Raw genomic sequence first — 24,826 nt, forward strand, 5'->3', positions numbered from 1 at the left:
ATCCGACGCACGGCGAGTTGACGCATTCAGGGGCACGGCCCTATGCTTTTTGGTGAATTTTCCAACGGATCAGGGCGAGAATGACGTTGCAGAGTGCCACGGAGCGGCTCGACGCCGCCGTCCAGTTGCTTGAGAGCAGAGTCGAAAACCGCGTGCGCGCGCTGCAAAGCGAGAATGCCGCGCTCCGCCTGGAGCGGGATACGCTCCTGGCGCAGTTTCAGGAGCTGCAGGCTGCGGCCGGGCCCGACCTGGAGGCGGCGAACGCTCTTCTCCAGGCCGAGATCGAGGCCATGGCGACGGCGCACGATGCCCTTCTGCAACGCTATAACGAACTCCAGCAGCAGCACGCCGTCCTCGAGCAGGCGGCGAACGAGGCGCTGGCGCGGGTCGATCGCCTGATCGTCGCGCTGGATACCGAATCCCCCGAGTCATAAGGAGCCGTTTGTGGGTCAGGTCACGATTGCCGTTGGCGGCCGCCATTACTCCCTTGTCTGCGGCGATGGGGAAGAACAGCAGCTTCTGCGGCTCGCCGAGTATGTGGACCAGAAGGCCGAGACGCTCTCCGGCTCCCTTGGCCGCCTGAGCGAGGCAAGGCTGCTGCTGATGGCCTCCCTCCTCATCACCGACGAGCTGATGGAGCTGAAAAGCCAGCTTGCCGAACAGGGCGGCGGCAGCCTCAACGGTGCGGCCCACACCCATGAGGCCGAGCAGAAGATCGCCCGCCTCGCCGAACGGCTGGAATCTTTGGCTTTCAGTCTTGAGCAGCCGGCACACACCTCCTAAATTGGGTGTCGGCGGGCACTGCTGGGTGCGAGCGCAGCGACTATCCCTGAGGCGATATCAACATCCTAGGGGGCTGTCCCTGAACAGGTCCTGGCCTGACTTACACGGTCCCCACCTGACGTTACTGGCGTCAGAGGATACTCCAGCCAACGGCCCGAGCGGTCCCGCCACATCTCGCTCATGAACCACTCTCCCCCATCGAAAGCCGAGTTGCGCGCCGCCTTACGGCAGGTACGGCGCGACTACGTGCGCGCTCTGCGCGCCACAGGAGCGGAGGCGGAGCGCCATATTGCGGAACGTCTTGCGGCGCAGGTGCTGCCCCATCTGGCCGGCGCGCATATCGTTGCCGGCTACCGGCCGACGCCGTGGGAGATCGACCCCGGCGCGATCGAGGCGCAACTTCTGGGCGCGGGCGTCACCGTCGCCCTGCCCCGCACCACGCCCAATGCCCCGCTCATCTTCCACGCCATCGATCGGGACACGGTTATTACCCCCGGCCTCCATGGCATCCACGAGCCGCCATCGTCCGCCCCCGTGGTGGTGCCGGACGTGATTCTGGTGCCGCTGGTGGCGGTGGACCGGCGCGGCATCCGCATGGGCCAGGGCGGCGGACACTACGACCGCACGCTGGAGGCCCTGCGCGCGCAAAAACCCGTTCGCGCCATCGGCCTTGCCTTTGACGTGCAGTTGGTGGATCACCTGCCGGCCGAGCCGCACGACCAGCGCCTCGATGCCCTGGCCACGCCCACCCAATGGCTGGAGTTCATGGGCGGCCGGTCCGGCTGAGCGTCATCACCACGCCGGCCCTCACGCGTTTCATAAGGCGAGCCTTTTCCATGACCGTATCTCCCGACCCCCGCATGTATACCGCCTCCCCGCTCGTCGGCGTCGGCGTTGTCGCGCTGCGAGGCGACCGGGTCCTGCTCATCCAGCGTGGCAAGCCGCCCCGCCAGGGGCAATGGAGCCTGCCGGGCGGCATGCAGCATCTGGGCGAGACGGTGCGGGAGACCGCCGCGCGCGAGGCACTGGAGGAAACCGGTCTTGCCGTTGAAATCAAGGACTTGCTGGATGTCATTGATTTGATCGAAACCGACCCCGAAGGCAAAACCTGCCGTCACTATACGCTCATAGACTTCTGGGGCATCGCCCCTGAGGGAGACCCCCGCGCCGGCGACGATGCCATGGACGCCCGCTGGTTTACCCGCGCAGAGGTGGACCTTCTGCCCATGTGGGAGAAGACGCGCGAAATCATCGCACTGGCATTCTCGCGCGCGGCTGGTACGAGAGGCGCATGACCCAGAGACAACGCAAACTGCTCGGCATGTTTCTCCTTGTGGGAGGCATTGCCGTCTATGGCCTGGTCATGGCGGACCTTCTCTCCCGCCTGCCCCGGCTCAACATCGCGCTTGAAAGCATACTCTACGCCGCTGCCGGCATCGCATGGATCTTTCTGGCGCGGCCCGTTCTCGTTTGGATGGAAACTGGTTCCTGGTGGGTGCGTCGTGACCGCTGATCTCTCTTATTGCTGATCCCAAAACTGTGACAACCATGACGGAGGTGCGCGCCAATATCGACGCGCTCGATCGGGCCATTGTCGGCCTGCTCCGCAAGCGCATGGGCTTCATCGAGGCTGCTGCCCGCATCAAGCAAAGCCGCGACACGGTGCGCGACGAGGCCCGCAAGGCGGATGTCATCGCCAAGGTGAAGGCTGAGAGCCAGCGCCTTGGGTTGCCGACTGATCTTGCCGAACAGATTTACGAACTACTGATCGAATACAGCATCGCGCATGAGTTCGTCCGCTTCGATGAACTGCGCGCGCCCGCACAGGACTGATCTTGCGTCTAAAGAGTTGCAAATAAGGCCTTGTGCAGAAACGAAAAAGCCGCCCCGAAGGGCGGCTTCTTTTTCATCCTCTCCATTGAGGAGAGTGGCGCGAGTGACGGGGCTCGAACCCGCGACCTCCGGCGTGACAGGCCGGCACTCTAACCGACTGAGCTACACCCGCGCATCGTGTCGCGGCTAACTAGGGGTTCCGCCTCCCCCTGTCAAGCAATCTTGATACGGTTTGTTGAGATTTGCCCAAACAAATTTTCCGGCTCGGGCGAATGCCGTAATCGCCTCAGGTACATACGAAAAAAGCCGCCCGAAGGCGGCTTCTTTTCATGTCCCTCAGAAAGAGGGTGGCGCGAGTGACGGGGCTCGAACCCGCGACCTCCGGCGTGACAGGCCGGCGCTCTAACCGACTGAGCTACACCCGCGTGGTGTGAGCGGCTTCCTAGGGGTTCCGCCCATCTCTGTCAAGCATCTCCTCCACATTCTTTCATGCATCCAGGTGGGGGCCTGGGCCTGTTTCCATCTTTCGTGGCGGCCGTCCCGCCGGTGATCCGCAAAGCCCGGCGGAACCGCCCTGCCCGCCGCAGCGTCTGCTCTGATAGGCATTGCCATCATGGCGTCAAAGTAAGGCCGCAAGCAGGGAAGGTATGACCCCGTTGGATGCCACAATCGAGACGCGCCGCCCGGCCTCCCGGCAAGGGCCCAAGCCTGTCAACCGGGCGACCCAGGCCCTGTTGTCCGAGGCGAACGACCTGCTGTTTCTGGCGGGACAGATCGAATCCTGTGCCATCCGGCCCGTGCCGGGCCTGGAGGAGTGGAAGGCGCAGGCCGCCTCCCTGCTGACCAAGGTGACCTTCGGCTCCCTTGGCAGCGAACGCGCGCTGGACCGGCTGGCGCGCGACCTGCGAACCCTCTGGCTGCGCTATGCCCAAGGCACGATGGACGTGCTTATGCGGAGCCCCACGGCCGCCCAGCAATCAACCGTGACCGGCGCCGGCACGCCGCTGTCCTTCGGCTACGAGCGGGAGCTGGAGCCCACCACGCTCGAGGCGCGCTGCGCTACATTCACCGAGCATCCCCCAGGATGGATTGCCAGCCACCTTATCTTCTCGAGCGGACAGGCAACCCTTTCTGCCGTACTGCAGGGCAGCCTCCAGATGAGTTTGGCCGAAGCCGGCCAGCCGCTGCGGCTGCTGCACCTGGGCAGTTACTTCGAAACCCAGGCTCTCCTCGAGCTGTTTGAGGCGAGCCATGTCGTCCATGCCGGGCTTAACGAGGAAGGCCTTGGGGCCGCCCTCGCCCAGCTGGAGGAGAGCGAGGTTCTGCTGGCCGAACTTGCCTACTGCAACGGCTCCCTGCAGGTGCTTGATCTACCGGCCTTTGCCAGGGCATGGCGCCATGCCCGGCGCACGCCCTCCCTGGTTATCTTCGACACCACCCTGTCGGCGACCCGTTTCCCGCTGGACATGCTGCTCAGCCTGATGAGCGGTCCGTCCGCGCCGGTGGTGGTCTGCCTGCGCTCCGCCCTAAAGCTGGACCAAGCCGGGCTGGAGCTGGCCAATGCGGGCATCTGCTCGGTCTACGTGCCAAGGGGCGCGGCGCTGGCGCTTGCCGAGTTCCCCGAGACGCTGCGGCGCATCCGCAAACTGACCGGCTCCAGCCTCGGCCTGCAGGACATGGCCGCGCTGGAAGCCCCGTGGTTCCTCGACCCTGTCTATGCGACACGGTATTGCGATGCGGTGTTCGCCAACAACAGGCGCCTGGCGCTCCAGTTCGCGCCGACGGGCGGGTTGTTCAAGGCCCTGTCTCACCCGGCGCTTGGGAGCGACGGTGATCCATGGGCCGAAGCGCCCTTCTGCACCCTCACCCTCAATGATCCAGCGCCCGAGAACTACCATCGCCTCGCCCGGCTGATCGAGGAGGAGGCAACCTCCCGCAACCTGGCTTTCGATCCCGGCGGCAGCTTCGGCTTTCGAGGCCACCGATTCGAGGCCATTGTGCCCGAAGTCCCCGACTCGCCCAGCTTCCTGAGGGTCGCCATGGGCGCGCGCGGCGGGCCGAGCGTTGGCGGCATCATCCAGCTGCTCAATGAGCTGGGCCGCTGCAACACGCTGGATGACTTCCGCCCCTCCTCGACCGCGGGCCGCAAGCGCGCGCCCCGCCACCCGGCCGCGTGAGTGGGCAGCGGTGCGGCGGGCCATCATCTCTGCTTGACTGGCCCGCAACTTCCCAGCACAACACGACCGGCGTCGGGGAGTAGCGCAGCCTGGTAGCGCATCTGCTTTGGGAGCAGAGGGTCGCAGGTTCGAATCCTGTCTCCCCGACCATTTCCATGTTTGTATTATTTTTCAATAACTTAGCCCAAGCTGAACACCCAAGTTGGGACACTTATATGGGACACCTCAAGGTGTCACTGGCGAGGTCCTCTTGGCAACCAATTTCAAGATGCCTCTGCGGCTCACGCAATCCTCCCATTCCACGATTAGCGCATCGAATGCTGCCGGTTCGCTTCAGAACCCTGCTCGGGCACGAGCCTACCCACACTGGATAATGTCCAAAAGGACACACGGCATCCCGTCCCTGTAGGAAGGGCAACACGGCCCCCTCTTCTACGACCCTCGCAAGCATCGGAGAGGGTCGGACGGCAACCCGCAGCACAAGAAGGTTGGGGAACGCCTTGCCACGTGGGTCCGCAGCCTTGGGGTAGATGACCCGAACGTGAAGCCGAACCACGGCTGGCGTCACCGCTTCAAGACGGTTGCCCGAACAGCAGGGCTGGCCCCTGAGGCTCACGACCGCATCACCGGCCATGCCCACCGCTCGGAGGGCGAAGCCTACGGCTCATGGGAACCCAAGGCGCTTCAGCGGGAGATCGAGAAGTTGCCGAGGTATGAGGTGGGTTGATGAGGAGACTAGGTCCGGGTAACGAGCCGTTTTCTCCCGTCAAAATGGTGAACAGACACCAATTGTGACCGAGGGAGTATCACCCTTATCCATTGATAGATCTGATACTGTATACCCTGCCAAATAAAAGCTAGAGAAACGCAAGGTTTCTTTATTCATCCGAAATATTGTTCCCCCAGGGCTATCACACCTAATAAACCCGGCTTCACTAAATTCACTTGGACAGAAAGCTACAGGAAAGCTATCCCCTACTTCTCTAACAACGTAGACTGGCCGCTTCAAAATAATTTTTTGTATCTATCAGCATCATCTTCCCCAATTTTAGACAATACCATTGATTTTCCGGGTTTGAATTCCGTTGCACTCCATTCACCGGTCACATCGTCTTGCGCCATACCCGCAGAATGACGCGGCTCACATATGTAGTTTTGCGCTACTGCGTCCGTAGAGAACATCAGGCCTACCACCAGACAAGCTCGCTTCAACATACTTCTTCCAATCCCATAGTGGCTCGACAATTTTTAATTATTATTGGACTAGCAGCCTGCCACTTCGCGCAGAGACCCACTCAGCCTTGAGGACATAGTCTTGACTACCGGCAACAAAAAAATCAGACCATGACGGGACCGCTACAATATCGGCGATTGGTATCTGGTCAATGAGCAACGGCACATCAGCACAGCGGCAATGGGAAGCCTTCCTCAACCCTGAAGCTGTGCGGGGTACGCTTATCAGCGCTGGGCTTTTCCTCGTCGCCTATGAGGTGCTGCGGTCCTCGATTATTGACCATCCCCTGGAGTTCTTTGCCACCACTTGGACCGCCAAAGGCCCAAAACCCAGCGAAAAGTACAACCGTGAGGTGCGGGCGCTCGACCCCAAGGGTAAGAATGATCCACTGAGAGGCTCGCTCGCATGGCTACGGAAGGAGGGAGTCTTGTCTAGTGACGACCTCAACGCATTCGAGCAGATTACCAACGCCCGCAATAACGCCGCGCATGAGCTATTGTCGCAGCTAACTGGGAGGAAGCCTCAGGACTACCTATCCCTGTATCCCACGCTTGTCCTGCTCATCGAGAAAGTGGAGCGATGGTGGATTATCAATGTCGAAGTGCCAACAGACCCCGCCTGGGCCACTCAGAACATCAATGAGGATGATGTAACCCCCGGCCCGGTGCTCATGATGCAAATTCTCGCGGATGTTGCAGCCGGAGATAGCGATGAAGCGTGGCAGTGGCTAAAAGCCTTCAAGGCCCAACAAGGCAGCCCCAGCTAGCCATTCACCACTGACTGCACCGTTGCCAAAGCAACACCGCACGCCTTCGCGGTGGCCCTGAAGGACAACCCTGAAGCACGCGCCGCGAGGATTTCCTGCCGTTTCTCCTCGGAGAGCCTCGGGCGACCGATGGCCTTTTTCCCCTTGGCTGCACGGACCTCGGGCGGCTCCGCCTTGGCGCGGGCGAGACCAGCCTTCACCCGCTCCTGTATCATCGCCCGCTCAAATTCGGCGAAGATGCCCAGCATCTGGAAGAAGGCGCGGCCCGACGGCGTGGAGGTGTCCAGCGCCTGCTGGTGCAGATACAGGTCCACGCCCAGCGAATGCAGTTCATGGAGGAAGGCCACAAGGTCCGGCATGGAGCGCCCCAGCCGGTCAACGCTCCACGCCGCCACCATATCGAAACGGCGGCGCGTGGCGTCCTTCAGCAGCCGGTCAAAGGCAGGACGCTTATCGCGCCCCTTGGCCCCGCTGACCCCTGCATCTTCATACACTTCAACCACGCCCCACCCAGAACGGGCCGCCACGGCCTCCAGTTCACGACGCTGGTTCTCGGTCGTCTGCTCTCCGGTCGAGACACGAAGGTAAAAGGCGACTCGCTTGCTCATAGCCCCTGCTCCTAACTACGGGCCAAATAACTAGCGCGCAAATGTACCATTTATCAAATGGTTTTTGATACGACCCAACTGCACTCGGTACGTGGCAGTTTTCAGGGCTTTTCAGCCCATCAGTTTGCATGGGGTTTTTTGGTACACCTGCGCGAGAGCCCCACGCTGCAACCTCACGGAAACTATGTTAGCAAGCACGTGACTAAACGGCCTCAAGCACCCCCCCGCCAAAGACCACCGCTACAACACAACTTAGCGAAGGATAAGAGGGGAAGGCTGGGATGCCCCCTATGGGGGAAATCGGCAACGCTCGATCCATCGAGACCCCTTCGGATTTTCGCGTCCAATAATCCGGCTTCCCCCAGAAGCAGGGCTCTGGGCGCTACGGACCATGCCCAGAGTCGTCACAAAGTTGCCAGCTAGATGGATAGCGCGATGGCTACCTACTGCCCCACGCCAGCCTCGGTATGGCGCTTCTCAAGTCAGCCGCAGCGCTCGACACAGGGCAAAGCTCACGGTCGTCAGCCACAAGGCGTCCAGCAGCGGCGGCACGAGGGAGAGAAGCATTACTCTGCCCTCTGACGCGCCAACTGGCGACCTTGACGCTCCGCCAGATCAGCACGCAGCGCGGCGATGGCTTCGCGGTCATGGACGCCGCCCTTAAGGCACTTGCGGGGTACAGGGCGAAGGTCGAAGAACACGCAGTTCGCATTCGCACAGTCGGCCACCTGCTCGCGCCAGTTGCCGGGCGCAAGCGGGTCGTAGTTGCAGCTCTTGCAATTAGCAGCGACAGCATCTCGGTATTTGGATTTGGGGTGAGCCATTCTCGGGTTCTCCTACGTCTGGCTTGATGGACGAGACGCGCCGAGGCAGTCGCGCCGGACGGTCCAACGCGACGCACAGGGGTCGTCAATTTCGGTGCTGGAGGGGCAGCAAGGGTCTGCCGAGGGGGTTGCATAGCTGCGGGCGCTCAGCGGCACTGTATGATTGAAAACAGCGCAGCTATGGAGCCTCTGGCACGCGGCCTCCGCAAGAAGGGTACTTTTATGATGCCGGGGTATGTTCGCCCTGCGCCCGCAAGAGGGATACCTTTGGGAACACTGCTGGCATTAAAGAGGGCAGAGTCCTGAGCGACCAGCCAACGCGGAGCTGAATGCTCCGCTTATCGACCGCGCACAGACGCCTAGAAATGGGGAGAAAAGGGTCTTGAAAATCGACCGATCAATTCCCAATAGAAAAGAATATACCTAGGGATGTACCCTAGATCATTCCCTGAAGTGTATTCCCTCCTAGGTTCTGTAAGTAAGGGTAGATAAGTAAGGGTATACACCTCCTAAGGTAACACCGCAGGGATATTCTCCACGGTGTCACCCAAGGTATCAGCTACGGCGGAAGGTGAAGTAGCTCCTCCCGGCACCTCCTCTGATGAAGGCCCTAGCGTTCTTTATCATCTCTCTCTTACGCCGCCTGACGACCAGCGACCGCCTCTGAGCTGTAAAGCTCATCCGGGTCTGGCAAACCGAGCCCCGGATACTTCACCTTGTTGATGATCTGGAGCTTCTTCCTCGCGGTTAGTCCGTGGGGCGAATAGACCCCATAGGTAAACCCTGGCTCGTGTCCGATAATCCGCGCCCATGTGTCGGCTGGCACCTGCTCATGCTCCATCCGCTCAGTGATGTTCTTGCGAAACGAGTGGAAGCATTTGCGCCGCTCGTTAAAACCCAGCGCCCGTTTGTGTGCGCCAAACAGGCGGGAAGCATCATCGCCCCTGCTCTTTCCCGGCCCTTCTGGGTTGAAGCCGGGGAATACCGGCTCATTGTCGGCCCCTCGCGGCTTGCGGAGGAACCATCCCAAGGCACTATGCAGGGGAACATCCCGGATGCCTGCCTCTGTCTTGGTGTCCTCGATTGCAAGAACCCAAACGCCGTCCGCTTTGCGGACCTGCCCCCATGTCAGGTTGGCAGCTTCGGATATGCGTAGGCCGGTGTAGAGGGCAAGACACGCAAGCTCATACAGGTCTCGCCGCTTTGGCGGGCGTTCCACTAGAAGTTTACGCAACTCGTCGATGGTCCACGGCAGGTAGCTCTTTGTGTCCCGCTTCCGTTTCGGCGGCGCGACATCCTCCCATGGATTATTCCCGGAGAGGCTCAGGCGCGGCTTCGCCCATTTCCAGATGGCCTTGAGCCTGCCAACGTGGCGGCGGATGGTCGCCGGTGCCAGTCCCGGACCATCCTCGTTTCCACCGCTGACCACCCGAGCTTTCCGGCTGCGAGCTTGCCCAGCCGTCAACTTGGAAAGGTGAGAGACGTAGGCGGCAGCATCCGCAGACGTCAGGAGCCGCAGCGGCTTGTCGCCCCACCATTCGGAGAACATGGCGATAGTAGCGGCGTACTGCCTCGCTGTGTTCGCTGGGCGGCGACCGGGCTGGCGTTGCCACTCCCTCAGCCATTCACCTGCCGTCTCGCTAAAAGGAGGGTCGTACAGCCCCCTGCTGAGCGGCTCCGCTCCCTGCCTGAGCCGCACCCCGTCGATCAGCCCATCGAGGCGAGCGCGCTCCTCGGCGGTCAGTTCAGGCTCGGCGTAGGGGTCGTGGGGGTCGGCGCGGCCCCACGCCGCGTCCAATGTCTCGTCAACGATAGCCTCAACCGCCGCCTCTACGGGGTCCACCTCAGCCTCTCGCCCGTCCGGAAGTGGAATGCTCACACCATCCAGCCTCAGCGCCCCGCTCAACACCTCCCGCTGTGCGTCTATGTAACGGAGCCTTGCCAAAGCGTCCTTTGCATCCCGGCTGCCCTTGACCGCCTGCTTCTCCAGCTTGATGCGTTCCGCCAAAGCTGCTGCCGCAGCGCGAGCAACCTTCACGTCAGAAGTCTTTAACGAATGCTCCAGCTTCACCCTGCCGCCGTATCGGCCCCTTAGTTCTGCCGGGATAGGGATATTCGCGTAATAGGTCCGCTTGCGGAGCTTGATATAATTCGGCATGGCAACGGCAAAAGTTGGGACACCAAATTGGGACACCTTTTGGGGGCACCTGGGGAAATAGTCAATATTTATCAAACATTTCCGTCAGTTAGTCGGGAACGATCAAGTATCCTGTCTCCCCGACCATCGTTTTTCCCCTCAGGGCCTTATCGTTTGCTCGCGGGCGCAAGCCCGCCGGCCATCACGCCAGCCCCGCCGTTTCCAGGATCAGCCACACGCCGATAATCAGGAACAGCAGCGCCGCGATCTTGTGAACCACGTCCACCGGCACCCGCTTCACCAGCCCGTTGCCGAGGAAGACCGCCGGAACATTGGCGATCATCATGCCCAGCGTCGTGCCGATGGTCACATGCAGCAAGTCATGGAAGCGCGCGCCAAGCGCCACCGTGGCGATCTGGGTCTTGTCTCCCATCTCCACCAGGAAGAAGGCCACCAGCGTGGTCAGGAACGCGCCATAGCGCGGGGACACCGGCCCGGCATCATCCAGCTTGTCCGGCACCAGGGTCCAAATGGCCATGCCGATGAACGAGGCGGCGATGAGATAGCGAAACCACTGGCTGTCCAACAGGAACGCGGCTTCCGTCCCAACCAGCGCGGCGAGAAAGTGATTGGCGATGGTGGCAAGGAAGATTCCCGCCACGACCAGCCAAGGCCGCTTGAAGCGGGTTGCCAGAACGATCGCCAAAAGCTGGGTCTTGTCGCCGATTTCCGCGAGGGACACGACCGCCATGGAGGTCAGTAAAGCTTCCATGAGACATCCGCAGCCGGGCCAATTTCAGCCAACAGCACCAGCCCCCCGCCCGGCTGGTACGGAAGTCCGGCGCCATTGGTCTCGCCCGAGCGGTGCTCCACTCCTTTCGCGCCATGGCCTCTCGGCCAAGTATGTTGACGCGCAAGCCCGTTCCTCGGAACGGCTGGCTACTCCCCAGTGACACGGTTTCGTTAAACGAGGCCGTGCCACAAGGCAAGTCCAAGAGAGACGCAATCGCCGTCAACGCCTGGAATTCCGGCCCTTGGCAGGAGGTCCGCCTTCGCCAACTAACCAAATATTTTTAGTTTAATATCAGCAGCTTACCGTCGGTTTTTCTTACATGGCACTCAAGTTAATCTAAAGAGCTTTTGTCTATCCCGTTGATATGTCCGCACAGAATTGCGTGGCATGAAACCTGCGTAAGCTTGATCGCTGAGTCCCACTCTTGTCCGCCCCCTGGGCAGCCAACGGAACCGGAACCAGGGGCTTCACAGAAACGCAGAGGTGCTCTGATGATCAAGCTACGGACCATCGCGTCGGGCCTTGCGCTTGCAGCGGCAGGCATCTGCCTGTCCGCAACCGCAAACGCCGCCATGATCACCCAATGGGAGTTCCAGGCGACGAATGACTGGGTGAGTACGGGCTTCACGAGCCCCGGAAATCAGACGCCCACCAACAACTTCATCGTCTCCAACGTCCTGCCGGACGGCAGCGACCCCAACGGGCTTGGCGGAGCCTACGATATCATTCAATGGGGCACCCCGGCCTCGGGCAGCCCGTCCCGCAGCTTCCTGGCGATCGACGACGCGCACGGCTCAGACAGTCTGTTCACCAACGATCCAAACGGCATCCCCGGCGCGACGCTCTATCACGGCAACTATCGCCAACTCTCGTCGGGCGAAGGCTGGCTCGACTTCACCAGCGCCGTCGCCAATATCACCCTGACCCCCCTCTCCCCGTCAGGCGAGCCGCTGGGCCCGTTCCAGCGCGCCTTCTTCATCGACTTCACGGAGACGCTGGACACCGCCAACATCGGCACCTGCCCTGGCGCGCCCTGGCCGGCGGGAACCGAACCCTGCCCGGACTCCTTCACCGTCGATCTGTCGAACGCCTCCTTCACCATCCAGATTGAGGATTATCTTTACACCTTCAGCCTGCTGCTGGTGGATCAGCTCGGCTCCGAGAACATTGCGCGGCTGACGCCAAACGGGGATGGCACCGCAACCGTATGGACCGCGGAAGATGTCCGCAGCCGCCTGTCCACCCGAATTTTCGTCACAGCGCAGCAGGTGCCCGAGCCGGCTCCGCTCACGCTTCTGGGAACAGCGCTTGCCGCGTTCGGCCTGATGCGTCGCCGGGCACGCAAGCCATCCGCCGCCTGAAGCGCGGCACTCTCGCCTCAAAGGCAAGGGCTCGTCCTCCTGAGAGCGGGGGAGTCGTCGCGGCGGCTCCCCCGACCGGCGCAAAACCTGCGGAAGAAGACCCGGCCCCGGCGGCCGGTTAAGCCGGAAAAACCGCGAACTGCCTTCCTCCCTCTTCGACGCTGACGGACTGCGATGGCCCGCCCCGAGCGAGCGCCAGGCCGTTCTCGGCCGGCAGCAATTGTTGCTAAGTGCTTTTTTCTTGGACCCTCTTCATCACTCGGCAGTTTGTGCAGCCGAGGGGCACGGACCTTAGATTTTATATTGGTTGTGTTTCGGGAGGTGCCATCATGAAACAGTTACGGCCAGCCCTTTTGGGCACAGCGTTCAGTCTCACGGTGCTTATCGGCGCCGCAACGGCCCAAGCCGCGCCAGTCCAGAACTGGGTCGTTTCGATCTCCAACGACTGGTCCAACACATCCTTCACCGGCGGCCCGTTTGCGGTCGAGCCGACTGACCCGTTCAGCGTGGGCGATACGCTCCCGGACGGGTCTGATCCCCGCAACCTTACCTATGACATCATCAGCTGGGGAACGCCGACCACCGATGCCGGGCGCAGCTTCCTCGCCGTTGATGATACCGTCACCATCGGCGGCCTGACCACGGGCAGCACCCAAGGCGTTGCCGGTGCGTCCTTCTACCATGGCAACTACCGCCAAGCGACGGCAACGGCCGAAAACCCGGCCGAGCGCTGGCTGGACAATACGACATTGGATCTCACCATCACCCTGACCCCGGAGGGGCAGGACTCCGCCGCCCGGACCTTCACCCACAGCATTCCCATCGACTTCATGGAGACGCGGAACACCGCCTCCGTGGATGACTGCGCCGGCGCGCCCTGGGGTTCCAGCACCACAGCCTGTCCTGACAGCCTTACGGTTCTGGACGAGGCCGCCAACTTCTCCTTCGTCTTTGACGACGTCAGCTACGTGCTGTCGTTCGTGTTCGATCCCGCCAATTCGCTCAACGTGGCGCGGATCGACAGCGGTGAAGGCGCCTCCACCGTCTGGACCAACGAGGGTGTTCGCAGCCGCCTTGCGACACGGCTGCTGATCCGCGCTGCGGACGCGGGCCCTGCGCCTGTGCCCGAGCCCGGCTCGCTCGCCATCGCGGCTGCGGGCCTTGCATTCCTCGGCTTTGCCCGCCTGAAACGACGCGCCTGATTATCGCCCCCGCCTGCCCCTGAGGGTCAAGGCCGGGAGACTGTGGCGCCAACACACCCGGACAGCGCCGACCTGCCATCGCGCAGGCCGGTGCTGTCTGGCGTCTGGCTGCCATCCCTCGCCATAACGCCACCCTGTTAACCCCATTGAACCTTCGCGCAGCCTTGAACGGGCCGCCGCCGAGCCGCCTTCTGTCGGCCAGCTTTACGAAAAGTCCTGGAACATATTCTTGGCCCGAAACAACCCTTTCAATTTGTGCTTCTTTTCCAGTTGGCATGGATTCTGCTTAGTATTTACAGCCTATGACGGACGGATTGTTTCTTTACCGCTCCGGTTAAAAGGGCGCCCGCTCGATGCTACTGGATAGGTGGTGTTATGAAGAGATTGAAGACCCTGGTGCCTTCTGTTGCTTTTCTGGCGTCCGTCGCGATGGCCGCAGGCGTGGCCAACGCAGCTCCCATCGTCGAATGGGGTTTCAGCCTGACCAACCAGTGGGACCAGGCCAGCACCACGTGGAGCCCCGGTGGCGTTGTCCCCGCCGCGCCGTTCGGCAGCGGCAACGTCCTGCCGGATGGCAATGACCCTGCCGGCTCCTACACCTATATTCAGTGGGGTTCACCGGCGGTCCCTGGCGGCAGCAAGAGCTTTCTGGCGGCGGACTCGCCCGTTGTCCGATCGGGGCTGTTCACCAACGATTCCGCTGGCGTCAGCGGCTCCTACTATTACCACGGCAATTACATCCAGTACTCGCCCTCCAATACCCGCGAGAGCTGGATGAGCAGCACCAAGCTGACCACCGAAATCACCCTCCAGTCGCTCGATCCCGCCGGTCAGAACATCGAGATCACCCGGTCCTACTCCATTTCCTTCCAGGAGACGCTCAACGAGGTTCCGCTGGAGCAGTGCCCCGGCTATCCGTGGCCGCCGATGGGTCCGGCGCCCGGCATGCCGACCTGTCCCGACCAGCTGACCATCGACATCTCCGATCTCACGTTCAGCACCGGGGTCATTGATGGCTACATTTACGACTTCACCGTGGTCTTCGACCCAACGAGCTTTGAGAACATCGCGGGCGTCACGCAAAATCCGGATGGCACCGTGACCCTCTGGACCAACGAGGAGGTGCTGAGCCGCCTCGGCACCCGCATCTATGTCACGGCGCGCGTTCCAGAGCCGGCTCCGCTGGCGCTGCTCGGCGCTGGTCTCCTGTTCGGGGGGCTGGCCATGCGTCGCCGCAAAGTCGCGTAACCAGTACATCGTCCGGGCGAGCATCGCCCACCTGAAGAGCGGCTCTCGGGCCGCTCTTTTTTTGCCGTTCACCACCGGTTCCAGACCACCAGTGCCCAAAGTCCGTTACGGATTTTCAACTATTACCCGAAGTATCGATAACAAATCGAAACAAATAATATGACGTAAGCGCAACATATCTCGTTTATATCAGCAACTACGTCGGATATTTTTACACAAATTATAATACATATAAAATTACATCTTCTCTAAGCTTTGGAAATCTCTCTGATTTAAACAATTGGCACGCCCCATGCATGGCAATGACTGCACAACATCAGGGTCCGGAGAGAACTGGGCTTCCTCAGATCAGGCTGAAAAAACTGTATGGGTGGTACCATGACCAAAATGAAATCCCTTCTCCCCGCCATTGCTGTCCTCGCGTCAGCAGCCGTGCCGAGCATGGCGCTTGCTGAGCCGATTCAGGAATGGTCCTTCACGATCTCCAACCAGTGGGACCAGAACAATACGGCGTGGGTTGGCAACGGCTCGACGCCGGCGGATGCCTTTGGCAGCGGCAGCACCCTTCCCGACGGCGCGGATCCGGCGGGCGACTACGCCTTCGTGCGTTGGGGAAGCCCGGAGAATAGCGGCGGCAACCGCAGCTTCCTCGCGGCGGACACCAATCTCACCCAGTCGAGCGTCTTCACCAATGGCGCGGGCGCGGCGGGTGCCTACTTCTACCATGGCAACTATTCGCTGCGGACCGGGGCCAACTACGAGAACACGCTGGATAAGACGCGGCTCATCTCGCAAATCGAGATCACGTCCGTAACCCCGACCGGTGTCTCGACCACGATCAATCGCGCCTTCAACATCGACTTCACCGAAACCCTCAATTCTCAGAATGGCGATTCTCTTCCGATCGAAGAGTGCGCCGGGTATGAGACCTGGGGCAGCGCGGTGAACGTTGCTTCCTGCCCCGACAGCTTCACCATCGACACGTCGGCGCTGCGCTTCACCACCGAAGCGATCGACGGTTACGTCTACGACTTCACCGTCGCGTTCGACCTGTCCACCCTGGACGGCATCGTCGGTGTCGGCTTCGATGGCGATCTGGCGACCATCTGGACCAGCGAGGGCATCCTCAGCCGCATCGGCACCATCGTAACGGTGACCGCGCGCGAGGTCCCGGAACCGGGTTCCATCGCGCTGCTGGGCGCGGGCCTGCTGACGACGGGCCTCGGGCTGCGGCGTCGCCGTCGCGCTCGTTAAGCAGCACAGACCATCTCCTGGCTGCGAGGAAGAGGGGTGCCCACCGGGCGCCCCTCTTTTCTGTCTGGGATCATTGCCAAGGGAGGTGAAAGGGGAACGCTCAGCCAGTGGCTTCGCCTCCTCTTTTGATCCCCCGTTCGGTTAAACGGGAGGCACCCGGCCACCTCGGTATGCGAGCCTTGGGTATCCAGCGGATTTTATGGCCCACGCAGGATGCGTCCCGAAAACAAATGGGAGTGCAGAGGGGCATCCGTGCGCGGAGGCGCACAAACAGGAAGGACCTCTGCGAAAAATACAATTTCCCAAAGCACCAAAGCGGAAGCACCAACGAAAAAGGGCACCAAGCGGTGCCCTTTTCCATAATCAGCAATGTTCCTGAACCGCTCAGACCAGGCGGCTCTGCTGTACCGCCGCCGCGATAAAGCTGGAGAACAGCGGGTGCGGATCGAACGGTTTGGACTTCAGCTCCGGGTGGAACTGCACGCCGATGAACCACGGGTGATCCGGGTACTCGATGGTCTCCGGCAGGGAGCCATCCGGCGACATGCCGGCGAACTTCATGCCGCAGGCCTCAAGCCGCTCGCGGTAGGCCACGTTCACCTCATAGCGGTGACGATGTCGCTCGCTGATCTCGGTCGAACCGTAGCATTCGGCGATCTTGGAGCCATCGGCCAGCTTGGCCGGGTAAGCGCCCAGCCGCATGGTGCCGCCCAGGTCGCCGCCTTCCTCGCGGGTTTCCACCTTGCCGTCGCGCACCCACTCGGTCAGCAGGCCGACGATCGGATCGGGGCACGGGCCAAACTCGGTGGACGATGCGCCGTTGATGCCGGCGAGGTTCCGCGCGCCCTCGATCACCGCCATCTGCATGCCGAAGCAGATGCCGAAATAGGGCACTTTGCGCTCGCGGGCGAAGCGGGCCGCCGCGATCTTGCCTTCCGAACCGCGCTGGCCAAAACCACCCGGCACCAGAATGCCGTGCAGCGGCTCGAGGCTGAGGACAGCGTCCTCCTTCTCGAACAGCTCGGCGTCGATCCACTCGATGTTCACGCGCACCCGGTTGGCGATGCCGCCGTGCACCAGCGCTTCGGACAGCGACTTGTACGCGTCCTTGAAGCCCGTGTACTTGCCGACAATGCCGATCGTCACCTCGCCTTCGGGGTGATGGATGCGCTCAACGATGTTCTGCCACTTGGTCAGATCCGGTGCGGGCGCGCCCGTGATGCCGAATGCCGCCAGCACTTCCGTGTCCAGCCCGGCCTCGTGATACTGCAGCGGCACCTCATAGATGCTGGAGGCATCCAGCGCCGGAATGACCGCAGACGGGCGCACGTTGCAGAACAGCGCGATCTTGGCCCGATCGCTCTCGGGCAGCGGCTGTTCGGAGCGGCACACCAGCACGTCCGGCTGGATGCCGATGCCGCGCAGCTCCTTCACGGAGTGCTGGGTCGGCTTGGTCTTCAGCTCACCCGCCGCCGCGATAAACGGCACCAGGGTCAGGTGAATGAAGATCGCCCGGCCGCGCCCCAGCTCGTTGCCGAGCTGGCGGATCGCCTCCATGAACGGCAGGCTTTCGATGTCGCCCACCGTGCCGCCGATCTCGCACAGCACGAAGTCTAGGTCCTCCGTATCGGACAGAGCGAATTCCTTGATCGCGTCCGTCACGTGCGGGATGACCTGCACCGTGCCGCCCAGGAAGCCGCCCCGGCGTTCCTTGGCCAGAATGTCCGAATAGATGCGGCCGGAGGTAATGTTGTCCGACCGGCGCGAGGGCACGCCGGTGAACCGCTCATAGTGGCCGAGGTCGAGGTCCGTCTCAGCGCCGTCGTCCGTCACATAGACCTCGCCGTGCTGATAGGGACTCATCGTCCCCGGATCGACATTGAGGTATGGATCGAACTTACGCAGACGGACCTTGTAGCCGCGCGCCTGGAGCAAGGCTGCAAGCGAAGCGGCCATCAGGCCTTTGCCGAGGGACGATACCACGCCGCCGGTGATGAATATGAACCGCGCCATGGGCCTACACTATAGACAAATTAAAACCATTCGCGCCACCAAATCTTGAGGTGGCGCGCTCGAATTCTGTGGGTAAGTTTTAGTCTCCGACCGGAACGGACGGAAGGTTGGGCAACGTCTGGGCGGGCTGCTGTTCCGGGGTTGCCGGGGTCGTCGGCGCGTTCTGGCCGGGGGTGGCCGGAGCGGTCGTCGTCGTACCCTGCTGCAACAACTGGTCGATTTCCGACGGAGCCCCCCGCTCAATCTTGGCGAGGAACGCCAGGCCGATCGAGGTCAGAATGAACAGGCCCGCCAGGATCGCCGTTGCGCGCGTCAGCAGGTTGGCCGCGCCACGCGCGGTCATCAAGCCGCCGCCACCGCCACCGATACCAAGGGCGCCGCCCTCGGAACGCTGAAGCAGAATGACGGTCACCAGCGCAACCGCGATCAGACTGTGGACGACGAGCAGAAAGGTCATCATCGGGAAAAGACTCCACCGGGCGCCCGAAAGCGGCGCCTCCATCGTGCCGGACGGCTGTTAGCCGGTACGCGCCGGATTTGCAACCCGGCGCGTCACCGTATTCACTGTTCTCAGGCCTTCACCCCGGCAACGATGCCAAGGAAATCCTGCGCTTTAAGGCTCGCGCCCCCCACCAGCGCGCCATCCACGTTTTCGATGGACAGCAGCTCGGCGGCGTTGGACGGCTTCACCGAGCCGCCGTAGAGCACCCGCATCCCCTCGCCTTCCGCGCCGAAGCGCTCGACCAGCTGGTGGCGGATGGCGGCATGCACGTCCGCCACTTCCGCGACGGTCGGGGTGCGGCCCGTACCGATGGCCCATACCGGCTCGTAGGCGATCACGGTGCTGGCGGCCGTCGCGCCTTCGGGCACCGAGCCCACGATCTGTCCGCCTACCACGTCGAGGGTGCGGCCTGCGTCGCGCTCCGCTTCCGTCTCGCCGACGCAGATGATGGCGGTGAGCCCGGCCCGCCAGGCGGCCTGGGCCTTGGCATTGACGACTTCGTTGGCCTCGCCGTGGTCGGCGCGCCGCTCGGAGTGGCCGACGATCACCAGGTTTGCGCCCGCATCCGCCAGCATTTCGGCGGAGGTGTCGCCGGTGTGCGCGCCGCTGGCCTTGGGGTGGCAGTCCTGCCCGCCGATCTGGATACGGCTGCCGGTGGCCTTGGCGGCAAAGGCGGCAACCAGGGTAAAGGGCGGACAGATGGCCGTATCGATTCGCTCGGAGGCCTGCGCGACGCCTGCGATCATCGCCTCCAGCTCGGCGATGGATGCCGCCAGCCCGTTCATTTTCCAGTTGCCTGCGATCAGCGGTCGCCGCATCACCACGTCCAGCCCTCCCTCGTATCGTATCAAAAATTCACGGTCTCGAACTGGGCCGGTGGATAGCAGAAGCCGGGTCAAAATGGCAAAGCTCATCGCGCGCCAACGGCTTGGGAACCATTTCTTCCGCCTGACCGACCCAAGGATGCTTGCCGTGTCGGTGCCGCCTACCTATGATCCGCGCCCGTTCTAGATCCTCTATTCGTGGCAGGCACTCCATGCTCGCAACAATTCGCAAAGCGCTTTCCTCCTGGGTCGTCGTCGGCCTTCTCGCCCTGCTCGTGGCGGCCTTCGTGCTGACCAGCGTGCAGGATCCCTTCTCCCTCGGCGGGGGCGCGCGGCTTGCGAAGGTGGGCGGCCAGACCATTTCCACCAATGAATTCGTCCAGCAGTTCGAGCGGATCTTCCGCATGGAACAGCGCGATCGCCCCGAGATGACCCGCGCCGACGCCGTGCGCGCCGGGGCCGACCGCCAGGTGCTGTCGCTCCTGATCACCTCCTCGGCCTTCCAGGACTTCGCGGAAGAGACTGGCGTTGCCGCCGGCCCGCGCAACCTGAGCAATGCGATCCGCTCCAACCAGGCGTTCCAGATCGCCGGCCAGTTCGACCAGGCGACCTACGAGGGCGTGCTTGCCCAGAACAACATGCACAAGAAGGACTTCCAGCGCATGCTGGCGGCCGAGCTGGCCCGCGACCAGTTCATCAAGACGGTCTCTCTGGCGCCCGTCGTGCCGGAGCGCCTCACCAACGCCTATGTCACGCTGTTGCAGGAAGCCCGCACCGCCTCCATCGCCGTGGTGCCGTCCGAGAAGTACGCCGGCAGCATCGGCGCGCCCGACGACAAGGCGCTTGAGGCCTTCTACCAGGACAACATCCAGTCCTATACCGTGCCCGAGATGCGGAGCTTCAAGTACATCCTCCTCAGCCCGGAGGTTGTGGAGCCGACCATCAAGCTCACCGATGCCGACCTGAAGACCTATTACGACGAGCATGCCGACCAGTACGCTGGAGCCGAGAAGCGCACGCTCCAGCAATTGCTGCTGGCCGACGAGGCAACGGCCCGCAAGGCCTATGAGCGGATCAGCAAGGGCGAGGATTTCGTCGCCGTGGCGGCCGATGTTGGCGGCTTCTCGAAAAGCGACCTCAACCTTGGCGAGATGAGCCGCCAGCAGCTGGCCAAGGATACGTCCGAGGCGGCGGCTTCGGCGGCCTTTGGCCTGCCGGAGGGCACGGTGAGCAGCCCGGTCCAGTCGGAACTCGGCTGGCACCTGTTCCGCACCACCAAGATTACCAAGGTGGAAGGCCGTCCGTTCACGACGGTGAAGGATGAAATCGCCCAGACCCTGCGCCACGAGCGCGCGCTTGACCGCATCTACGAGGTAAGCCGCCAGGTGGAGGACGCGCTGGCGAACGGCGATGACCTCGAGGCCATCGGCAAGACCTACAACCTGCCCGTCGTCTCGGTGCCGAGCGTGACCCGCGTCGGCCTCGACAAGAATGGCCAGCCAATCCAGATGGCCCCGCAGGCCAAGGAGATGCTGGGCCATGTGTTCGATCAGCGCCCGGACGAAGACCCGACGGTCAACGAGCTGGACAAGGACACCTACTACGTGTCCAAGGTCGAGACGGTCACCCCGCCGACCCCGCGTCCGCTGGCCGAGATCAAGCCGCAGGTGACCGCCGCCTGGCGCGCCAGCGAGATGGAAAAGAAGGCGAAGGCCGCGGCCGATGCCATCGTCGCCGCCGTCAAGGGTGGCCAGGCGCTGGCCGCCGCCGCGCAGAAACAGGGGATCCAGGCGCCCCGCCCGCTCACGGTTCGTCGGATCGATGCCATGCAGCAGGGCGCGCAGCTGCCGCCGCCGGTGCGCGCCATGTTCACCATCCAGAAGGGCGACATCCAGGCCATCCCGGCTCCGGGCGGCCAGGGCTTCTTCATCGTCAAGGTGGACAACATCGAGACCAAGCCGGGCGCGGACGCCGTCATGCTGAAGGTCGCCACCCAGCAGGAAATCCAGGGCTCGGCCGGCACGGAACTGGCCGCCGCCTTTGCCCAGGCCGTCCGTTCGGACGTGGGTGTTCGTATCAACGAGGCCGCGTTCGGCCAGGTTCGCAGCCAGCTGCTCTCGGGCAGCGCGGAGTAGCTTAAAGTGGACATCTCCCCCGAGTTTTCCGACTTCGCGTCCAAATACGAGGCAGGTCAACCTCAATGCGTGTGGATGCGGCGCGTGGCCGATACCGAAACGCCGGTTTCGGCCATGCTCAAGGTCGGGCTGGATGACCAGGCGTCCTTCCTGTTGGAATCGGTCGAGGGCGGCGCCGTTCGCGGCCGCTACTCGCTCATCGGTCTCCAGCCGGATGTGCTCTGGCGGGCTCGGGGAGTCGCGCGGAAATTGCCCGCGATGCGCTGAACGCGCCGGACAGCTTCGAGCCCTGCGCGGGCGATGCCCTGCAGGAACTTCGCACACTCATCGACTCCTGCCGCATGGATGTGCCGGAGGCCCTGCCCAAGGCGCTGGCCCTGGTTGTCGGCTACATGAGCTACGAGACCACGCGGCTGGTCGAGCGCCTGCCTGAACCCAAGGACAGCCCGCTGGGCCTGCCGGACCTGTTCTTTCTGCGCCCTACCGTGCTGCTGGTATTCGACCGGCTGAAGGACGACCTGTTCCTCATCGCGCCGGTTTATCCCGGCAAGCTCGATGCACGCGCCGCCTATGAGCAGGCCATCGAACGGCTGAACAGCGTGGCGGGCCGCCTGGCCCAGCCTCTACCTGGCGGCGTCCGGCAGGACGCCGAGATCCCCGAGATCGCCATCACGCCTCATCTGGCGCCCGGCGCCTATCAGGACATGGTGCAGCGCGCCAAGGAATACATTGCGGCGGGCGACATCTTCCAGGTGGTGCTGGCCCAGCGCTTCTCCTCACCCTTCACGCTGCCGCCGTTCGAGCTCTACCGGGCGCTGCGGCGCATCAACCCCTCCCCGTTCCTCTATTTCCTCAACCTGCCCGGCTTCTCGGTCATCGGCTCCAGCCCCGAGATTCTGGTGCGCGTGCGCGATGGCGACGTGACCATCCGGCCCATCGCCGGCACCCGCCCGCGTGGGCGCACGGCGGAAGAGGATGAGGCCAACCGGGACAGCCTGCTGGCCGACCCCAAGGAACTCTCCGAGCACCTGATGCTGCTCGACCTCGGCCGCAACGACGTGGGCCGCGTCTCCTCGCCCGGCACCGTGAAGGTGACGGACCGCTTCTTCGTTGAGATGTACAGCCATGTCATGCACATCGTCTCCAACGTGCGTGGGCGGCTGGACCCCAGGTTTGATGCGGTTGATGCCCTCATGGCGGGCTTTCCGGCGGGCACCGTCAGCGGCGCGCCCAAGATTCGCGCCATGGAGATCATCAACGAGCTGGAACCGGAGGCGCGCGGCCCCTACGCCGGCGGCGTCGGCTACTTCTCGCCGGACGGTTCGATGGACAGCTGCATCGTCCTTCGCACCGCCATCGTCAAGGACGGCACCATGCATGTCCAATCCGGCGCGGGCATCGTCGCCGACAGCACCCCCGCCTATGAGCAGCGCGAATGCGAAGCCAAGGCCGGAGCCCTGTTCGCCGCCGCCCGCGAAGCGGTGCGTCTCGCTCGTCAGGCGCGCGGCAATCAGGCGTAAGCTGGGTTTACGGTTCTTTTTGCAGAGGGGCCCCCGTGCGCGGAGGCGCACAAACACTGGACGTCCCCCTGCACCCCCGTCTCGTTTATCGGGCCGCGGTTCCAACACCAATCTGGATAAAATATGTTAAAATTTTCATCCATATTGGCAAATCGCCGCTAATGGGGTTAAAACGCTTTTTGAGAGGTTTTTCCCTATTTTAGCTAGGGTGGTAGCGGGCACCTCCGGAATCGCGCTGTAAGGTGCCTTTACGGGGCCTGGCAGGGCATCCGGGCGCAGAGTCTCGCCCCGTTTTACCCGCCAGCCGAAATTGGGCCGCGCCCTTCATCCCGCGCACGACCCTGTAACAAACGGGAGGTGCAGGAGGGTTACGACCCTCCTGCAAACCAAATCTTCAAGAAACACTAACTCCGCGCGGAGCCCTTCCGGTCCCGCGCCAGCCGCCACAGGGGTGAGCCGCGCGTGGCGATGATGGCGCTGACCGGCACCAGATCGAACCCCTTTTCCCGTGCCTTGGGCAACCAGGCTTCCAGCACCTTGAGAGTCTGGGCGTGCGGGTGGCCGATGGCGATGGCGCTGCCATAGCGCCGGGCCAGGCTTTCCGTCTCCGCCAGCTGTCGCTCGATAGCGGCAGCCGTGATGTCGTTATCGAGAAATACGTCCCGCTCCGCGTAGGGCAGGCTGATCCGCGCGGCAATGGCGCGGGCGGTGGATCTGGCCGTGGTGCGCAGAATCGAGGAAATAGCCGCCATCCTGCCTCAGCCGCCCCAGCACCAGTTCCATGGCCGCCGCATTCTCGGTCATCGCGCTGCCCATGTGGTTGTTGACGCCCACATGCCCCGGCACGTGGGCCAGGTTCCAGGTCAACCGCTTCTCCAGCTCACCCGCGCCAAGGCCAAGCCGCAGAGCCTCGGGACCGGGGTCGGATCGCCCTTCCGGCTCCATGGGCAGGTGGACGATTACCTCGTGGCCATTGGCCCGCGCCCGCTCGCTCAGCGCGGCGATCGACTGGCCATAGGGCAGAAAGGCCAGCGTCAGCGGCCCAGGCAGGTCGACAGCCCGGCGGCTCTCCGCATGTCGCAGGCCAAGATCATCAATGACAATCGCAATCTGCGGCCTGCCGCCCGGCGGCGTCTTCAGCGGCTTCAGTGGCGGCGCTTTTTCCCCTTCCGGCAGAATCGCCTCCGTCTGCGGGGGAGCCGTTGCTTCCGGCGATACGCTTGCCATTTCTTCAGGCCGCAAATCCGTGGGCGCGGGCCTTGGCGCGGGTTCAGGCCGGCGCGGCGGCGTCAGCGGCACCACCCGGCTGCCCTTGCCGGCCCGCTCGGGGCGCGGCCAGAGACCAAACGCCAGGCCTCCCGCCGTCAGCGCAAGCCCGCCCGCGATGGCGCGCCGGGTCCAGCGGCGCGGCGCCTCGCCTTCCGTCAGACCACCGTCCGCCTCGACGTTGACGGCCGGATCGGCCACATCCCCGGCATCGGGCAAACGGCCGGGATTGGCCCTTGTCGAGGTCCCCTCGGCCCGCTTGCCGGCGATCGCGCTGGCGTTGCTCCTGTCAGAGTCGCCCCCGGCTGGATCATGACCGGATGCGCCCTGGTCAGCCGGGCCTTGC

At 63.0% G+C, this 24,826-nt stretch carries 24 protein-coding genes, 3 tRNA genes, 1 pseudogene and 1 riboswitch; of the genes and pseudogenes, 16 read left to right on the plus strand and 12 right to left on the minus strand.

Going from position 1 to position 24,826, the window contains the following annotated elements:
- The first annotated feature begins 80 nt into the window (after positions 1 to 80).
- The 6 genes from L0C21_RS08815 to L0C21_RS08840 all read left to right on the plus strand — a co-directional run bounded on the left by L0C21_RS08815 (position 81) and on the right by L0C21_RS08840 (position 2,616).
- Positions 81 to 434 carry a V-type ATPase subunit a family protein gene (locus tag L0C21_RS08815; protein WP_259278000.1) on the plus strand — a complete coding sequence of 118 codons (354 nt, stop codon included), beginning with the start codon at positions 81 to 83 and terminating at the stop codon, positions 432 to 434.
- A gap of 10 nt (positions 435 to 444) precedes the next feature.
- Positions 445 to 783: a cell division protein ZapA gene (locus L0C21_RS08820; protein WP_259278001.1), complete on the plus strand. Its 339-nt coding sequence runs from the start codon at positions 445 to 447 to the stop codon at positions 781 to 783.
- Between the two features lie 180 nt (positions 784 to 963).
- Positions 964 to 1,569 carry a 5-formyltetrahydrofolate cyclo-ligase gene (locus tag L0C21_RS08825; RefSeq protein WP_259278002.1) on the plus strand — a complete coding sequence of 202 codons (606 nt, stop codon included), beginning with the start codon at positions 964 to 966 and terminating at the stop codon, positions 1,567 to 1,569.
- Positions 1,570 to 1,619: 50 nt separating this feature from the next.
- Positions 1,620 to 2,078 (plus strand): NUDIX hydrolase, encoded by a 459-nt coding sequence (locus L0C21_RS08830; protein WP_259278003.1) that lies wholly within the window; start codon positions 1,620 to 1,622, stop codon positions 2,076 to 2,078.
- The gene (locus L0C21_RS08835) at positions 2,075 to 2,296 is read left to right on the plus strand and encodes a DUF2842 domain-containing protein (RefSeq protein ID WP_259278004.1); all 222 of its coding nucleotides are present in this window, start codon (positions 2,075 to 2,077) and stop codon (positions 2,294 to 2,296) included. The genes L0C21_RS08830 and L0C21_RS08835 overlap by 4 nt, the downstream gene beginning before the upstream one ends.
- 35 nt (positions 2,297 to 2,331) lie before the next feature.
- A complete protein-coding gene (locus L0C21_RS08840; RefSeq protein ID WP_259278005.1) occupies positions 2,332 to 2,616 on the plus strand; it encodes a chorismate mutase in 285 nt (94 codons plus the stop codon).
- Positions 2,617 to 2,711: 95 nt separating this feature from the next.
- Here the strand turns inward: L0C21_RS08840 and L0C21_RS08845 are convergent.
- Both L0C21_RS08845 and L0C21_RS08850 read right to left on the minus strand, forming a co-directional pair.
- A tRNA-Asp gene (locus tag L0C21_RS08845) sits at positions 2,712 to 2,788 on the minus strand.
- Positions 2,789 to 2,964: 176 nt separating this feature from the next.
- Positions 2,965 to 3,041, minus strand: a tRNA-Asp gene (locus L0C21_RS08850).
- Positions 3,042 to 3,263: 222 nt separating this feature from the next.
- On the opposite strand from L0C21_RS08850, the gene L0C21_RS08855 reads away from it, so the two are divergent.
- The 3 genes from L0C21_RS08855 to L0C21_RS08865 all read left to right on the plus strand — a co-directional run bounded on the left by L0C21_RS08855 (position 3,264) and on the right by L0C21_RS08865 (position 5,520).
- Positions 3,264 to 4,793 (plus strand): hypothetical protein, encoded by a 1,530-nt coding sequence (locus tag L0C21_RS08855; RefSeq protein ID WP_259278006.1) that lies wholly within the window; start codon positions 3,264 to 3,266, stop codon positions 4,791 to 4,793.
- 73 nt (positions 4,794 to 4,866) lie between these two features.
- A tRNA-Pro gene (locus L0C21_RS08860) sits at positions 4,867 to 4,943 on the plus strand.
- Between the two features lie 391 nt (positions 4,944 to 5,334).
- Positions 5,335 to 5,520: a site-specific integrase gene (locus L0C21_RS08865; protein ID WP_259278007.1), complete on the plus strand. Its 186-nt coding sequence runs from the start codon at positions 5,335 to 5,337 to the stop codon at positions 5,518 to 5,520.
- Between the two features lie 278 nt (positions 5,521 to 5,798).
- On the opposite strand, the gene L0C21_RS08870 is transcribed toward L0C21_RS08865, so the two are convergent.
- The gene (locus L0C21_RS08870) at positions 5,799 to 6,008 is read right to left on the minus strand and encodes a hypothetical protein (protein WP_259278008.1); all 210 of its coding nucleotides are present in this window, start codon (positions 6,006 to 6,008) and stop codon (positions 5,799 to 5,801) included.
- Positions 6,009 to 6,178: 170 nt separating this feature from the next.
- Between L0C21_RS08870 and L0C21_RS08875 the strand changes: the two genes are divergently transcribed.
- Positions 6,179 to 6,793, plus strand: a complete 615-nt coding sequence (locus L0C21_RS08875; protein ID WP_259278009.1) for a hypothetical protein — start codon at positions 6,179 to 6,181, stop codon at positions 6,791 to 6,793.
- On the opposite strand, the gene L0C21_RS08880 is transcribed toward L0C21_RS08875, so the two are convergent.
- The 4 genes from L0C21_RS08880 to L0C21_RS08895 form a co-directional block, all read right to left on the minus strand.
- On the minus strand, positions 6,790 to 7,401 hold the full coding sequence (locus L0C21_RS08880; RefSeq protein ID WP_259278010.1) for a recombinase family protein: 612 nt from the start codon (positions 7,399 to 7,401) through the stop codon (positions 6,790 to 6,792). The genes L0C21_RS08875 and L0C21_RS08880 overlap by 4 nt on opposite strands.
- A 566-nt stretch (positions 7,402 to 7,967) precedes the next feature.
- Positions 7,968 to 8,225 carry a hypothetical protein gene (locus L0C21_RS08885; protein WP_259278011.1) on the minus strand — a complete coding sequence of 86 codons (258 nt, stop codon included), beginning with the start codon at positions 8,223 to 8,225 and terminating at the stop codon, positions 7,968 to 7,970.
- A 634-nt stretch (positions 8,226 to 8,859) separates the two neighbouring features.
- Positions 8,860 to 10,383, minus strand: a complete 1,524-nt coding sequence (locus L0C21_RS08890; protein ID WP_310593361.1) for a DUF6538 domain-containing protein — start codon at positions 10,381 to 10,383, stop codon at positions 8,860 to 8,862.
- Between the two features lie 181 nt (positions 10,384 to 10,564).
- Positions 10,565 to 11,134: a TMEM165/GDT1 family protein gene (locus tag L0C21_RS08895; protein ID WP_259278013.1), complete on the minus strand. Its 570-nt coding sequence runs from the start codon at positions 11,132 to 11,134 to the stop codon at positions 10,565 to 10,567.
- A 14-nt stretch (positions 11,135 to 11,148) separates the two neighbouring features.
- Positions 11,149 to 11,322, minus strand: a riboswitch (yybP-ykoY riboswitch).
- Positions 11,323 to 11,646: 324 nt separating this feature from the next.
- On the opposite strand from L0C21_RS08895, the gene L0C21_RS08900 reads away from it, so the two are divergent.
- The 4 genes from L0C21_RS08900 to L0C21_RS08915 all read left to right on the plus strand — a co-directional run bounded on the left by L0C21_RS08900 (position 11,647) and on the right by L0C21_RS08915 (position 16,220).
- The gene (locus L0C21_RS08900) at positions 11,647 to 12,516 is read left to right on the plus strand and encodes a THxN family PEP-CTERM protein (protein WP_259278014.1); all 870 of its coding nucleotides are present in this window, start codon (positions 11,647 to 11,649) and stop codon (positions 12,514 to 12,516) included.
- A gap of 329 nt (positions 12,517 to 12,845) precedes the next feature.
- A complete protein-coding gene (locus L0C21_RS08905; RefSeq protein ID WP_259278015.1) occupies positions 12,846 to 13,718 on the plus strand; it encodes a THxN family PEP-CTERM protein in 873 nt (290 codons plus the stop codon).
- 375 nt (positions 13,719 to 14,093) lie between these two features.
- Entirely contained in the window at positions 14,094 to 14,966 is an 873-nt protein-coding gene (locus tag L0C21_RS08910; RefSeq protein WP_259278016.1) for a THxN family PEP-CTERM protein, read from the plus strand.
- A gap of 378 nt (positions 14,967 to 15,344) precedes the next feature.
- Entirely contained in the window at positions 15,345 to 16,220 is an 876-nt protein-coding gene (locus L0C21_RS08915; protein WP_259278017.1) for a THxN family PEP-CTERM protein, read from the plus strand.
- 384 nt (positions 16,221 to 16,604) lie between these two features.
- On the opposite strand, the gene pyrG is transcribed toward L0C21_RS08915, so the two are convergent.
- The 3 genes from pyrG to tpiA form a co-directional block, all read right to left on the minus strand.
- Positions 16,605 to 18,233, minus strand: a complete 1,629-nt coding sequence (gene pyrG, locus L0C21_RS08920) for a CTP synthase (protein WP_259278018.1) — start codon at positions 18,231 to 18,233, stop codon at positions 16,605 to 16,607.
- A 79-nt stretch (positions 18,234 to 18,312) separates the two neighbouring features.
- Complete coding sequence (gene secG, locus L0C21_RS08925) at positions 18,313 to 18,693, minus strand: preprotein translocase subunit SecG (protein WP_259278019.1); 381 nt, start codon at positions 18,691 to 18,693, stop codon at positions 18,313 to 18,315.
- A 110-nt stretch (positions 18,694 to 18,803) separates the two neighbouring features.
- Positions 18,804 to 19,553: a triose-phosphate isomerase gene (gene tpiA, locus L0C21_RS08930; protein WP_374940254.1), complete on the minus strand. Its 750-nt coding sequence runs from the start codon at positions 19,551 to 19,553 to the stop codon at positions 18,804 to 18,806.
- 218 nt (positions 19,554 to 19,771) lie between these two features.
- Here tpiA and L0C21_RS08935 point away from each other — a divergent pair, with 218 nt between their 5' ends.
- Complete coding sequence (locus L0C21_RS08935) at positions 19,772 to 21,694, plus strand: peptidyl-prolyl cis-trans isomerase (RefSeq protein WP_259278021.1); 1,923 nt, start codon at positions 19,772 to 19,774, stop codon at positions 21,692 to 21,694.
- A 75-nt stretch (positions 21,695 to 21,769) separates the two neighbouring features.
- A pseudogene (trpE, locus tag L0C21_RS08940) lies at positions 21,770 to 23,214 on the plus strand (anthranilate synthase component I).
- A gap of 404 nt (positions 23,215 to 23,618) precedes the next feature.
- Here trpE and L0C21_RS08945 read toward each other — a convergent pair.
- Entirely contained in the window at positions 23,619 to 23,966 is a 348-nt protein-coding gene (locus L0C21_RS08945) for a divergent polysaccharide deacetylase family protein (RefSeq protein ID WP_259278022.1), read from the minus strand.
- A complete protein-coding gene (locus L0C21_RS08950) occupies positions 23,860 to 24,699 on the minus strand; it encodes a divergent polysaccharide deacetylase family protein (RefSeq protein ID WP_259278023.1) in 840 nt (279 codons plus the stop codon). The genes L0C21_RS08945 and L0C21_RS08950 overlap by 107 nt, the downstream gene beginning before the upstream one ends.
- Between the last annotated feature and the right edge of the window lie 127 nt (positions 24,700 to 24,826).

Origin of the sequence: Pedomonas mirosovicensis, assembly GCF_022569295.1 — a bacterium.
Taxonomy (GTDB): Bacteria; Pseudomonadota; Alphaproteobacteria; order Sphingomonadales; family Sphingomonadaceae; genus Pedomonas; species Pedomonas mirosovicensis.